This is a genomic window from Comamonas sp. Tr-654 (genome assembly GCF_011752915.1).
GTDB lineage: Bacteria > Pseudomonadota > Gammaproteobacteria > Burkholderiales > Burkholderiaceae_C > Comamonas.
Map to the genome: position 1 here is coordinate 396,165 of NZ_VWWQ01000003.1, position 13,436 is coordinate 409,600.

Genomic DNA, 13,436 nt, shown 5'->3' on the forward strand with positions numbered 1-13,436 from the left:
GTCAAGTGACTACAGACAGTTTCCAGCCTTGTCCTACGGTACACACATTGAAACAAATAAAACATTAAGCAACTTCACCCACTGCCCTGCGCTACCGGCCAAAGGAGCAAGTTATGACGGGACTTCTGCAAAGCACGCTCTGGCAACGCCTGAGTCAAAGTCATCAGCGCGCCGACATGCAGGGCAAGCTGGCTGCACTGGATCAGGTTCAGGCCGTGATCGAGTTCGATCTGCAAGGTCATGTGCTGACGGCCAATGAGAACTTTCTGCGCACCATGGGCTACAGCGCCGAGCAGATCGTGGGCCAGCATCACCGCATGTTTGTGGACGAGGAGACCCGGGCCTCTGCCGAGTACGCCCAGTTCTGGCAGCGCCTGGCGGCAGGCCTGCATGACAGCGGCCGCTACCGTCGCATCAACAGCCAGGGCGAGGATGTGTGGCTGCAGGCCAGCTACAACCCGATCTTTGACAGCCAGGGTCAGCCGCGCAAAGTCATCAAGTACGCCACCGACATCACCGAACAGCAGCAGCATGAAGACGATGCCCGCGGCCAGCTCGAAGCCATTGCCAAGGTACAGGCCATCATCGAGTTCGATCTGAACGGCAACATCCTGACAGCCAACGATCTGTTTCTGCAGACCATGGGCTACTCCCTTGCCGAAGTCGTGGGCAGACACCACAGCATGTTTGTCCAGCCGCACGAGCGTCAATCCTCGGCCTACCAGCATTTCTGGCACAAGCTGGCCCTGGGTCATCACGATGCAGGCCAGTATCTGCGCATAGGCAAGGCCGGTCGTCAGGTCTGGATCGAAGCCAGCTACAACCCCATACTCGACGCCGAAGGCCGCCCCTTCAAGGTCGTCAAGTTCGCCACCAACATCACACGCCGCGTGACCGCGGCGCAAACCCTGCGCGCCACGGTGGAAGGGCTGACCGAGAGTGCCAACCATGCACGCCAGGCCAACGAGCTGGCCCAGGACGCCTGCAGCGTGGCCGAAGCCGGAGGCCGCACCGTGCAGGATGTGGTGAGCACCATGGAATCCATCAGCGCCAGCTCGCGCAAGATCAGCGACATCATCGGCATGATGGACTCCATCGCCTTCCAGACCAATCTGCTGGCACTCAACGCCGCCGTGGAAGCGGCCCGCGCCGGTGACCAGGGACGCGGCTTTGCCGTGGTGGCCAATGAGGTGCGCCAACTGGCCCAGCACAGCGCCGAGGCCGCCAAGGAGATCAAGCAGCTGATCCAGACCTCGGTGACCCAGGTCACCCAGGGGGTGACCCAGGTGCGCGAAGCCGGCACCACCATGGCCGAGATCGTGAACTCCTCGCGCCAGGTCACGCAGATCATGGGCGAGGTGGTGCAGACCTCGCTGGCCCAATCCGCCAGGCTGCGCGAGGTCACCGACGATCTGACGGCGCAGGATGTTTCGGCAAAGCCCGGCTCGGCCAGGCAGCGCCCTGCCGTGCCGCTACAGGCCTCGGCGCGTGAGCAAGCCACAATTGCTATCAAAAATGCAGCCGTCAGCGCTTACTGATCAATCGTTTCAGGCGTATTTTCCATAAAAAAGCCCGTATCACTGCAGCTGCAGTGATACGGGCCTTGCCGCCGCTTGGCGACGCTCAGGCCAGTTGCCCGCGCCCCAGTCTGACCATGCGGTCGCAGCGCGCCGCCAGTCCTTCGTCATGGGTGACCATCACAAACGCCGTGCCATGGCTGCGCGCCAGCTCCAGCATCAGCGCAAACACCGTATCGGCCGTACCGCGATCGAGGTTTCCCGTGGGCTCGTCGGCCAGCACACAGGCCGGGCGCGTGACCAGCGCACGTGCAATGGCCACGCGCTGACGCTCGCCGCCCGACAGCTCGGCCGGGCGATGCGCCATGCGCTCGCCCAGACCAACGGCGCGCAGCATCTCGGCTGCACGATCCATGCAATCCTCCTTGGCGTCGCGTCGGATGCGCAGCGGCATGGCCACATTCTCCTGGGCCGAGAACTCGGCCAGCAGGTGATGGAACTGGTAGATAAAGCCCAGATGCCGGTTGCGCAGCGCGCCCTGCTTTTGCGGGCTGAGCTGATGCAGAGGCTGGCCCATGAGGCTTACGCTGCCCGTGGTTGGCGCATCCAGCCCGCCCAGCAAGTGCAGCAAGGTGGACTTGCCCGAGCCCGAGGCGCCGACGATGGCCAGTGTCTCGCCCGCCTGAACCTGCAGGTCCACACCTTGCAACACGGTCACATCCAGCTTGCCTTCGGCAAAGCGCTTGGTCAGGCCGCGTGCCTCCAGCACGCTCTGGTCCATCACAACATCATTCATAACGCAGTGCCTCCGCAGGGTTTACGCGGCTGGCACGCCAGCTGGGGTAAATCGTGGCCACAAAAGAAAGAATCAGGGAAATCACAGCGATCGGCACGATGTCCGTGGACTGCGGCTCGCTGGGCATCTTGCTGATCAGGTAGATGTCCTTGGGCAGGAAGTTGGCATGCAGCGCATGCTCAATGGCAGGCACGATGACGTCGATATTGAAGGCAATCGCCAGCCCCAGCGCCAGACCGGCCAAAGTACCGATGACGCCGACCATGGCGCCCTGCACCATGAAGATGCCCATGATGGACGAGGGCGAGGCTCCCAGGGTGCGCAGGATGGCAATGTCGGCACGCTTGTCCTGCACGCTCATCACCAGCGTGGACACCAGATTGAAAGCCGCAACGGCCACGATCAGGGTCAGGATGATGAACATCATGCGTTTTTCAAGCTGAACGGCGGCAAACCAGGTCTTGTTCTGCTGCGTCCAGTCACGGATGAACAAACGGTCCGTCAGTGTGTCCGCCAGTTCATGCGCCACGCGCGGCGCCTCGTGCAAGTCCTTGAGCTTGAGGCGAATGCCGGTCGGCCCTTCCAGGCGGAAGATGCGCTGGGCATCCTCGTAATGCATCATCACCAGCGCCGAGTCATATTCGTAGTGGCCGGAATCGAAGGTGCCGGCCACCGTCATCTGCTTCATGCGCGGCAGCACGCCGGCCGGCGTGACCTGTCCGCTGGGAGCGATCAGCGTGATCACATCGCCCTCGCTGACACCGAGACTGCGCGCCAACTCGATGCCGAGTACCACCTTGAACTCGCCAGGCACCAGACGCTTGAGCACCTCGCCGCTGGTGGCCGCCAGATCGGTCACCTCGCCCTCACGCGCCGGATCGATACCGCGCACCAAAGCGCCTTTCATATCCTCGCCGCGTGCCAGCAATGCCTGGGCCGCCACAAAAGGCGCGGCACCCACCACATCGGGGTTGGCTCTGGCCTCGCGCATGGTGCGCTCCACATCGGGCAGGGGTGCACCCTGCGGGGCGTAGATTTCCACATGGGAGACGACGCTGAGCATGCGATCCCGCACTTCCTTCTGGAAGCCGTTCATCACGCTCAGCACAATGATCAGCGCCGCCACGCCCAGCGCAATGCCAAGCATGGAGACACCCGAGATAAAGGAGATGAAGCCATTGCGGCGTGTGGCGCGCCCTGCACGGGTATAGCGCCAGCCCACGGCCAGTTCGTAGGGAAATTGCATGTTGCCAGCATTGTGGCATTGCCGGCAATGCCCTGCCGACAGCGCCAGCCTTATGCGATCTGACTGCCCACCGCCCCTTTACCGAGGCGGCCTGCTGCGCCCTATGCGCGGCAGATCCGCATACTGATCCTGCTGCTCCAGCGTCACCGCATGGGCCTGGAGCTTTGCAAGCAGGCCGTCGAACAAGGCCAGTTCCTCATCGCTGAGAACGGACACGATATCGGCATGAATCTTGACCATCTCGGGCAGTATCAGACCGTACATGCGCCGCCCCTCCTCGGTCAGATAGATGGCCACGCGCCTGCGGTCTCCATCCAGAGGCTTGCGCAGCACCCAGCCTTTTTCCTCCAGGCCGCTGAGCGCCCGCGAAGTGCGCGCCCTGTCCAGTTGTGCCTTCTGCGCCAGCTCGGATGACAGCAAGCCCTCCTCGGTCGCCAGCGTCGCCATCACGCCCCATTCGCGGCGTGTGAGGCCGAAGCGGGCCTCGCACATGCGCATGGCCATGCCGCCCGCCACACCGAAGAAGCGGCTGATGCGAAACAGCAGCATCTGCTGAATGGAGGTGGGTTGTCGGGTATTCACGGAGATGAGTTGATTAGATCAATTGTGGCCGCCACTTCTACAGTGGGCGCTCCCAATACAGAGACAAAGGAAATGCCGGGATTTTCGCAAATGCCAGCACCTTCCTCAGACAAGAGAGTGATTCCATGGCTCGCCTGATTGCACCCCACCGCCTTCTTCAAACCAGCCTGGCTCTGCTGCTGGGCTGCACGGCATTCGCCTCCCAGGCCCAGCCTGCCGATGGCGCCGCCGCCTCTGCCTGGCCCGGCAAGCCGGTTCGACTGATCGCCTCCTTCGCACCCGGAGGGGCGGTGGATATATTGGCGCGCGGCGTAGGGGAAGTACTCCAACGCGAGACCAAGCAGCCGTTCGTGGTGGAAAACCGCACCGGCGCCGGCGGCAACATAGGAGCCGATTACGTCGCCAAGGCTGCCGCCGACGGATACACCATGCTGATCGGCCTGGACACCAGTCTCACGGTCAACCCGCTGATCTTCAAAAGCATGCCGTTCAAGAATGGCGACCTGCGTCCCGTCATGGTGTTTGCCTCGCAAGGCATGCTGATGGCCGTCAGCCCCAAAACCAATATCAAGACGCTGGAGCAGTTCATCGCCCGCGGCAAGGACAAGGGCCTGACGCTGGGGTCCGCCGGCTATGGAACCCCCGGCCATCTGGCTTCCAGCATCCTGACTTACGCCACCGGAGCCAAGGTCAACCACGTGCCCTACAAAGGCAATGCACCAGCCACGCTGGCGATGCTCTCGGGCGAGGTGGACGGCGGCGTCATCAGCTCCACCGCCATGCTGCCCCATGTGAGCTCCGCAAAGATCACCGCGCTGGCGGTGACCACGGCCCAGCGCAACCCCTTGCTGCCGGAAGTCCCCTCGGTGGCCGAACTGGGACACAAGGAGCTGCAGCAGGAAGTGCTTTTCGCCGCCTGGGTGCCCAGCAGCACACCTGAGCCGCTGGTGCAGAAAATCCAGGCCCTCTTCGAGAAGGCCATGAAGGACGGCACGCTGCGCGAGCGCATGCGTGTCAACGACATGGTCTACGAAGGACTGACAGGCGATGCAGCCACCAAGCGCATTCAGGCCCTGGCCGACCGCTACCGGGTGCTGGCCCAGGCCACCGGCATGAAGATGGAATGAGCGCTTGCGCCAGCCATCCGCCCCATGACAACGCCCCGTATTCCATGACTCGTCCCAACATCATCTTTATCGTCGCCGACGATCTCGGCTATGCCGACCTGGGCTGCTACGGCGGCCGCGATGCCGACTTCGGCCCGGTCTCACCGGTGCTCGACCGCCTGGCCGCCAACGGCCTCAGGCTCACCCAGGGCTATGCCAATTCCCCCGTGTGCTCGCCCACGCGTTTTGCCTTGGCCACGGCCCGCTATCAATACCGCTTGCGCGGTGCGGCCGAGGAGCCCATCAACAGCAAGACGCGCGGCACCCCGCTGGGCGCCAGGCTGGGTCTGCCGCCCGAAATCCCCACAGTCGCCTCGCTGCTCAAGGGAGCGGGCTACCGCACGGCACTGATAGGCAAATGGCATCTGGGCTACCCTCCCCACTTCGGCCCGCTGCGCTCGGGCTACGAGGAATACTTCGGCCCCATGTCGGGCGGCGTGGACTACTTCACCCATCTGAGCAGCTCGGGCCAGCATGATCTGTGGGTGGGCGAAGAGGAGCACCACGACGAAGGCTATCTGACCGACCTGCTGTCCCAGCGCAGCGTGGACTTCGTCAACCGCATGAGCGAGGGCGATGCCCCCTTCTTCCTGAGCCTGCACTACACGGCGCCGCACTGGCCCTGGGAAACCCGTGATGACCGCGAGACCGCCGAGCAGCTGGGAGCGGGCATCACGCATCTGGCGGGAGGCAATATTCACCAGTACCGCCGCATGATTCATCACATGGATGAGGGCATAGGCTGGATCGTCGAAGCCCTGCGCAAGAACGGCCAGCTCGACAACACGCTGATCGTCTTCACCAGCGACAACGGCGGCGAGCGCTTCTCGGACAGCTGGCCTCTCGTGGGCGGCAAGATGGACCTGACCGAAGGCGGCATCCGCGTGCCCTGGATCGCCCACTGGCCTGCCGTGATCGATGCCCATCGCAGCAGCACCCAGCCATGCATGACCATGGACTGGTCGGCCACAGTGCTGGATGCAGCCGGTGTGAGCGCCGATCCAGACTACCCGCTGGATGGCGTCTCCCTGCTGCCCGTGCTGCGCAGCGACGGTGCGGAGTTTGCCCGGCCGCTGTACTGGCGCATGCTCTACCGCAACCAGCGTGCGCTGCGCGAAGGCGACTGGAAATACCTGCGCGTGGAAGACAACGAATACCTGTTCAATCTGGCACAGGACGAGCGCGAGCGTGCCAATCTGGCCGGCCAGCAGCCCGAGCGCCTGCAAGCCATGCGCCAGCGCTGGGATGACTGGAATGCTTGCATGCCCGCCATCGCCGACGATGCGAGCTACAGCCTGGTCTACACCCTGAAAAATATGCCCGCGAGGTGACAAAGCCCCCCGCACCATGCCCAGGCGGCGGCCATGCCCGACAATAGCGCCCATGTCTTTGACCGCGCCTTTGCTGCCTGCCGCCCAAGCCCTGGGCACAGGCGCCTCTGAAATCATTGTTGCCTATGCCAGCGGCCCTGCCGACATTCCCCAGGCATGGGACGGTTTGCAACTCCCTCACCTGCAGGCCTTGCTGGCAACGCTGAAGCCGACCTCGCTGGTGCAGGGCGACGAGATGGACTTCTCTCCTCCGCATGAGCGCGCCCTGGCCCGTGGCATGCAACTTCCCGATACGCCCGGGCTGATTCCCTGGGCTGCGCTGGCGGCTGGAGACAGCAGCCAGGCCTGTGCCTTCATCACGCCCTGCCACTGGCATATCACGCCGGACCAGGTCCATCAGACCGACCCGGCCGGCGCGCCACTGGACGAAGACGAATCCCGCCAGTTGCTGGCGCTGATCGCCCCCTGGTTCAGCGACGACGGCATCACGCTGGAATATCTGCGAGCCGACCTCTGGCTGGCACGAGGTACGGCCTTCAAGGGTCTGGCCACCGCCTCGATGGACCGCGCGCTGGGCCGCGACGTGCGCCCCTGGATGCCCGATCCTATTCAGGGAGCCATCATTCAGCGTCTGCAGACCGAGCTGCAGATGCTGCTCTACACCCATGTCTTCAACGACCGGCGCGCCGAACGCGGCCTGCCGCCCATCAACTCTTTCTGGGTGCATGGCACGGGAGACCTTGCCAGCCTGCCTGCGGCGAACTCCCGGACCGTGTGCGTGGATGACCTACGCCACACTGCGCTGCAAGGCAATGTGCAAGGCTGGCAAAAAACCTGGCAGGCGCTGGACAGCAGCCTGATCGCCGAGCTGCAGCAGCGGGCTGCCCGCGGAGAACCGGTCAAGCTCACGCTCTGCGGCGAGCGCAATGCCGTGCAATGGCAAAGCCAGCCACGCAGCCTGATGGACAGGATCAAGAGTGTTTTGGGCACGAAACGCTTGCCTGATCTACGGGAAATGCTATGAAGATAATTCCCAGATCCATCCCCAACGACAGTGTCTCTGTACTGCTGCAGGCCAAGATTCATCCCTTGCTGGCCCAGCTCTATGCAGCACGAGGCGTCTGCTCGGCCGACGAGCTGGACGATGCGCCGGCCCTGCTGCTGCCACCCTCGGGCCTGCGCGGCATCGATGCTGCCGTACAACTGCTGGCCGATGCCATAGCCGCGCAAAAGCGCCTGTGCATCGTCGCCGACTACGACTGCGATGGCGCAACCGCCTGCGCCGTGGGCCTGCGCGGCCTGCGCATGCTGGGCGCGGCCCATGCCGACTACCTCGTGCCCGACCGCGTGGTCGACGGCTACGGCCTGACCGCCCCCATCTCGCGGCGTGTCAAGGAGACCGGAGCCGACATGCTGATCACCGTGGACAACGGCATTGCCAGCGTGGAAGGCGTGGCCGTGGCCAAGGAGCTGGGCATGTCGGTCGTGGTGACCGACCACCATCTGCCGGGCGACCACCTGCCGCCAGCGGACGCCATCGTCAACCCCAACCAGCCTGGCTGCGAGTTTGCAAGCAAATCCATGGCCGGCGTGGGCGTCATGTTCTATGTGCTGCTGGCCCTGCGCACCGAGCTACGCAACCGCGGCCGCTTTGATCGCCACAACCAGCCCAGGCTGGAGCAATTGCTGCCACTGGTTGCGCTGGGCACGGTGGCTGATGTGGTCAAGCTCGACGCCAATAATCGGCGCCTGGTAGCACTGGGCCTCAAGCAGATTCGCAAAGGCAGCATGCAGCCCGGCATACGCGCGCTGTTCGAGGCATCGGGCCGCCGCTTCGACATGGCCTCCACCATCGACTTCGGCTTTGCCCTGGGACCGCGCATCAACGCGGCCGGACGGCTTGCCGACATGACCATAGGCATCGAGTGCCTGACTACGGAAGATGCGGGCCGCGCCGACAATCTGGCACGCATGCTGGACAGCATCAACCGCGAGCGTCGCGAGATTGAGGTCAGCATGCGCGAGCACGCCCTGCTCATGGCCGAAGGCCTGTGCGAGGACGGCATGACACCGCCACCGGCCATCAGCGTGTTCGACCCCGACTTTCACGAAGGCGTGGTCGGTGTGGTGGCCTCACGCATCAAGGACAAACTGCACCGGCCCACGTTTGTCTTTGCCGCCAGTGGCGCTCCGGGTAAGGAGCATGAGCTCAAGGGCTCGGGACGCTCCATTCCAGGCTTTCATCTGCGCGATGCGCTGGACCTCGTCAGCAAGCGCCACCCCGGTCTGATACTGCGTTTTGGCGGCCACGCCATGGCAGCAGGCTGCACCATCGAGGAAGCGCACTTTGACGAGTTCGAGCAGGCTTTTGCCCAGGTCGCCAGGGAGTGGCTGGATGCGGCCACACTGACACGCAGGCTGGAGACCGACGGGCCGCTGTCGCCCCAATGGCTGGACACCGGCCTGATCGAACAAATGCAGCTGGCCGTCTGGGGTCAGGGCTTTGCCGCGCCGACTTTCAGCGAAGAGCTGGAAATCACCTCGCAGCGCCTGGTCGGCGAAAAGCATCTGAAGCTGGAGCTGCTGCACCATGGCTCCAAGATCGACGGCATCTGGTTCAACCACACCGACCCGCTGCCCGCGCGCACCACCCTGGCCTATCGCCTGGACATCAACGAATGGCGCGGCGAACGCAAGGTGCAGTTTCTCGTGGAAGCTGCGCAGGACTTCGAGGGCGGTGCCGGCAACATGGGCTTCTGATCTTCGCCCCAGCCAGAGAAGCCGTCACCGGGAACGCGGCGCCTGTACTCTGCGCGCCGAGTCCGCTACTTAGAACTGCTCCCAGCTCTCGTCGTCCAGAGCGCTTGCGACCGACCGGGCCTTGGGCCTGGTCTCCGTCAGCCTGGGAAGGGCTGCGACGCGCTGAGAAGCGGGCCTGATCAACTTGATCGTCGCTGGCACTTTCACGAGCGATACGGGTGCGGCCGCGAAAGCCTCGGTATCGCCCCAGCTTGAAGGCAGACAACACTTCCGCAAGGCAGGATCTGGCGGCAAGAATGAGAAAGCCCGCTGCGTCCTCTCAGTAATGGTTGGCCGATGGATTCATTACACACCTTGAAGCAGGTGATGAAGTTCTTAAAGGGCATCCATCAGTTAGAAAGCCAATCCTTGTTACGCCTTCCATCCCTTCTCTCGCTAGAAGAGTCGTATTAATTCGAAGAATAAAAATGTTTAGTTACAATTTATGTTTGCAATATATCTGAAGAAGAGAGGGAGAAAAATGAGATCAAACTTGTGGGTTTACTTGATTACAAGTGCAGCAATCTCTGCGAATTTAATGGGCTGCGCAGCAACAGAGCAGTCAAGAGCTCTCGAAACGGCTAAGCCAGCTTCTGCAACGGTAGCATTTCAAGGGGTGCGCAGCCCTATCTCCGTGGGGAAATTTGATAACCGCTCCACTTTCCAACGTGGCATGTTTTCGGATGGCGTGGATCGCCTCGGTGGACAAGCTCGAACCATTCTGGTCGGCCACCTGCAACAAAGTGGTCGCTTCAGTGTTCTAGACCGAGACAACATGTCTGAAACGCGCCAGGAAGCGGGTTTCAACAAGCAAGCACAGTCGATCAAGGGCGCTTCGTATGTAGTGACTGGCGACGTTACAGAATTTGGCCGAAAGGTAACAGGTGACCGCCAGCTCTTTGGCGTCCTTGGCCGTGGAAAAGAGCAGGTAGCGTACGCCAAAGTCAGCATAAATGTTGTCAAAGTGCAAACTTCTGAGGTCGTTTATGCCGTTCAAGGTGCTGGTGAATACAGTCTCTCAAACCGAGAAATTGTGGGCTTTGGTAGCACTGCCGGATATGACTCCACCCTCAACGGGAAAGTTCTGGATCTAGCCATTCGCGAAGCCGTAGACAAGCTTGCAGCCGGTATTGATGGCGGTGCCTGGAGGCCAGAGCAATGAGAAGCACCGTGCTCGCGCCCTGCATAGCCATCATCTGCATCTTTGCAAGCGGTTGTGCCACCAAGCCACAACCCTTGTACTCCTGGAATGAGTACCAGCCCCAGGTTTATGAGTACCTCAAGAATGACGGGAGTAATGCCCCCGAAGACCAGTTACTCAAGCTAGAAGAGGCGCAAGAAAAAGTTCGCGCATCCGGAAGAGCCTTGCCTCCAGGATTTCGAGCACATATGGCTCTGCTTTACTCAAAATCTGGTAATCAAGAAAAAACCATTGAGCAACTGACTGCCGAAAAGCAGAATTTTCCTGAATCCATTGCTTTTATGGATTTATTGCTCAACACCTTTACAGGCAAAAAGAACTGATATGCAACCAGGTATCTTTTTCAGAGTTCTCGGCCTTGCCGCCGCCGTTGCGCTAACAGGCTGCGCAACAAATGCACCGTATGACTACTCTGCCTTGAGAAATGCAAAGCCTGCATCTATTCTGGTCCTTCCTCCTGTCAATCACTCTCCAGAAGTTAACGCGCCTGCCGGCGTTCTCTCACAGATCTCTCTGCCCATGGCAGAAGCGGGCTACTACGTCCTACCAGTGGCTGTGACAGATGAGATGTTCAGGCAAAACGGCATAGTCAGCGCTGAGGATGCACAAGAACTTCCTGTCTCGAAACTGCAGAAGATCTTTGGCGCTGACGCGGCTCTTTACTTGGAGATCAAAAGCTATGGCACCAGCTACGCCGTCATCAGCAGCTCGACCACTGTCACTCTAGAAGCCAAGCTGGTAGATCTGCGCACAGGCACTCAACTATGGGATGGTAGGGCTACCGCCTCCAGCGCAGAAGGGCAAAACTCCGGAGGAGGGCTCGCAGGAATGCTGATTACGGCATTGCTCAACCAGATCGTGGACACTGTTAGCGATCGCAGCGTACAAATTTCAGCCATTGCAAGCCAGCGTCTGATCTCACCAGCTATGCCACGCGGCCTGCTTGCAGGTCCCCGGTCTCCTAGCTACGTCAAGTAGGCATCAGCCATAGAAACATGGGCCCTTCTCGGGCCCATGTTTATTTAGAACGTTTCCCAGTCCCCATCGTCGGAGTCCGCAGCGGACTTGGCCTTGCTGGCGCTCAGTGCCGAGGGAGTCGGGCCTGCAGGCGCTTTCTTGATCGCAGGCCGAGCTGCAGCGGCGGTCTGTTTCACCGGTGCCATGGCCGGCATGGCGCGGCTGGCCGGGCGCTGGGGGGCAGCCGCCTTGGCATAGCCGGCTTCATGGCCGAGCTTGAAGGCGGACACGACTTCGGCCAGGCGACGCGCCTGCTCCTGCATGGACAGCGCCGCCGCACTGGACTCCTCCACCAGCGCCGCGTTCTGCTGCGTCATCTGGTCCAGATTGCTCACCGCCTGATTGACCTGGTTGATGCCGTCGCGCTGCTCGGTGGACGAGGCCGTGATCTCGCCGATCAGGTCGCTGACGCGGCGCACGCTGGCCACGATCTCGCTCATGCTCTGGCCCGCCAGCTCTACCTGCTGCGAGCCTGACTGCACATTGTCCACGCTGGTGGTGATGAGCTGCTTGATCTCCTTGGCGGCTTCGGCACTGCGCTGCGCCAGGCTGCGCACCTCGCCAGCTACGACGGCAAAGCCACGCCCCTGCTCACCAGCACGTGCCGCTTCCACGGCTGCATTCAGGGCCAGGATATTGGTCTGGAAGGCAATGGAGTCGATCACGCCGATGATGTCGGCGATCTTGCGGCTGCTGTCGGTGATCTGGCCCATGCTCTGCACCACCTGCTGCACCACCCGACCGCCTTGCTCGGCGGCCTGGGCGGCGGTCGAGGCCAGTTGATTGGCCTGACGCGCCGTGTCGGCAGACTGGGTGACGGTGGCCGTCAGTTCTTCCATGCTGGCTGCGGTTTCCTCGAGATTGGCCGCCGTCTGCTCGGTGCGTGCCGACAGATCCTGGTTGCCCGTGGCAATCTGGCCCGAGGCCGAAGAGACGGATTCCACTCCCGAGCGCACCTGACCGACCACGGAGCGCAGGCGCTCGGCCATGGCGTTCAGGGACTTGAGCAGGCGACCCAGCTCGTCATGACGGTCATTGCGCACGGTGGCCGTCAAATCGCCGGCAGCGATGGAGTCAGCCAGAGTTACAGCCTCATTCAACGGAGCGATGATCGAGCGCAGGATCAGAGCCGCCATCGCCAGACCGAGCAGAACGATCAGGCCGCAGACCAGACCGATAGCCACATAGGCCTGAGACTGGCGTGCTTCGCCATCGGCAATCGCACGCTGGCTGCGTTGCTCCTGCAACTGCACAAACTTGCGCTGCGCATCCACGTAGACCTTGGCGTTGGGACGCAGCTGCTTTTCAACCAGATCGAAGGCCGCCGCAAAGTCATTGTCCTTGCGCGCGGCCTGGACTGCGGCATTGCTCTCCAGCGTCGCACGCCTGAGCTCGGCGACTTCATCCAGCACCTTGCGCGATTCCTCGTCGGTGACCAGTTCATTGAGCTTTTTCTGCAGCTCGGTGATATTCGCAATCCCGTCGCTCATCAGCTTGCGCTGCTGCTCCACCAGGTTCTCTTCGGAAGAGATGGCAGCAACGATGGAGCGATCCACGCTTTGCTCGGTCAGATGGCGCCATTCGCTGGCAATATTGGCGGCCGTTCGGGTACGTGTGGCCTCCTTGGAGATGCTCACATAGACGCGATCCAGATAGATCAGACTGCCTGCCGACACCAGCAGCAAGCCTGCCAGCAAGCCGATCACCAAAGCCCACAGCTTTTGTGACACCGAGAACTGATTCAATTTCATTTTTTATCCATCTCAATAAATCAAGCAATA

Annotated in this window: 12 protein-coding genes; 8 read left to right on the forward strand and 4 right to left on the reverse strand. The window is 61.8% G+C overall.

From position 1 onward, the window contains the following. The first annotated feature begins 113 nt into the window (after positions 1-113). On the forward strand, positions 114-1,538 hold the full coding sequence (locus tag F3J24_RS11460) for a methyl-accepting chemotaxis protein (RefSeq protein ID WP_167006081.1): 1,425 nt from the start codon (positions 114-116) through the stop codon (positions 1,536-1,538). 85 nt (positions 1,539-1,623) lie between these two features. Here F3J24_RS11460 and lolD read toward each other — a convergent pair whose 3' ends face one another. From lolD to F3J24_RS11475, 3 genes are all read right to left on the reverse strand, one after another. After that, the gene (gene lolD / locus F3J24_RS11465; protein WP_167006084.1) at positions 1,624-2,313 is read right to left on the reverse strand and encodes a lipoprotein-releasing ABC transporter ATP-binding protein LolD; all 690 of its coding nucleotides are present in this window, start codon (positions 2,311-2,313) and stop codon (positions 1,624-1,626) included. Continuing rightward, positions 2,306-3,559: a lipoprotein-releasing ABC transporter permease subunit gene (locus F3J24_RS11470; protein WP_167006088.1), complete on the reverse strand. Its 1,254-nt coding sequence runs from the start codon at positions 3,557-3,559 to the stop codon at positions 2,306-2,308. Before F3J24_RS11470 ends, lolD begins: the two co-directional genes overlap by 8 nt. Positions 3,560-3,637: 78 nt before the next feature. Continuing rightward, positions 3,638-4,108, reverse strand: coding sequence for a MarR family winged helix-turn-helix transcriptional regulator (locus tag F3J24_RS11475; protein ID WP_003058288.1), 471 nt, complete (start codon positions 4,106-4,108; stop codon positions 3,638-3,640). Positions 4,109-4,266: 158 nt separating this feature from the next. Between F3J24_RS11475 and F3J24_RS11480 the strand changes: the two genes are divergently transcribed. The 7 genes from F3J24_RS11480 to F3J24_RS11510 all read left to right on the forward strand — a co-directional run bounded on the left by F3J24_RS11480 (position 4,267) and on the right by F3J24_RS11510 (position 11,616). Next, positions 4,267-5,268 (forward strand): tripartite tricarboxylate transporter substrate binding protein, encoded by a 1,002-nt coding sequence (locus F3J24_RS11480; protein WP_167006091.1) that lies wholly within the window; start codon positions 4,267-4,269, stop codon positions 5,266-5,268. Positions 5,269-5,312: 44 nt separating this feature from the next. After that, positions 5,313-6,638 carry a sulfatase gene (locus F3J24_RS11485; protein WP_167006094.1) on the forward strand — a complete coding sequence of 442 codons (1,326 nt, stop codon included), beginning with the start codon at positions 5,313-5,315 and terminating at the stop codon, positions 6,636-6,638. Positions 6,639-6,690: 52 nt separating this feature from the next. After that, positions 6,691-7,662: a phosphoglycerate mutase gene (locus F3J24_RS11490; protein WP_167006097.1), complete on the forward strand. Its 972-nt coding sequence runs from the start codon at positions 6,691-6,693 to the stop codon at positions 7,660-7,662. Continuing rightward, positions 7,659-9,398 carry a single-stranded-DNA-specific exonuclease RecJ gene (recJ, locus tag F3J24_RS11495; RefSeq protein ID WP_167006101.1) on the forward strand — a complete coding sequence of 580 codons (1,740 nt, stop codon included), beginning with the start codon at positions 7,659-7,661 and terminating at the stop codon, positions 9,396-9,398. The genes F3J24_RS11490 and recJ overlap by 4 nt, the downstream gene beginning before the upstream one ends. Positions 9,399-9,918: 520 nt before the next feature. Beyond that, on the forward strand, positions 9,919-10,599 hold the full coding sequence (locus F3J24_RS11500) for a CsgG/HfaB family protein (protein ID WP_050872095.1): 681 nt from the start codon (positions 9,919-9,921) through the stop codon (positions 10,597-10,599). Further along, positions 10,596-10,961 carry a DUF4810 domain-containing protein gene (locus F3J24_RS11505; RefSeq protein ID WP_167006104.1) on the forward strand — a complete coding sequence of 122 codons (366 nt, stop codon included), beginning with the start codon at positions 10,596-10,598 and terminating at the stop codon, positions 10,959-10,961. Before F3J24_RS11500 ends, F3J24_RS11505 begins: the two co-directional genes overlap by 4 nt. Position 10,962: 1 nt before the next feature. Beyond that, the gene (locus F3J24_RS11510; RefSeq protein WP_167006107.1) at positions 10,963-11,616 is read left to right on the forward strand and encodes a DUF799 domain-containing protein; all 654 of its coding nucleotides are present in this window, start codon (positions 10,963-10,965) and stop codon (positions 11,614-11,616) included. A 44-nt stretch (positions 11,617-11,660) separates the two neighbouring features. On the opposite strand, the gene F3J24_RS11515 is transcribed toward F3J24_RS11510, so the two are convergent. Further along, positions 11,661-13,406: a methyl-accepting chemotaxis protein gene (locus F3J24_RS11515; RefSeq protein WP_167006110.1), complete on the reverse strand. Its 1,746-nt coding sequence runs from the start codon at positions 13,404-13,406 to the stop codon at positions 11,661-11,663. Positions 13,407-13,436: the final 30 nt, after the last annotated feature.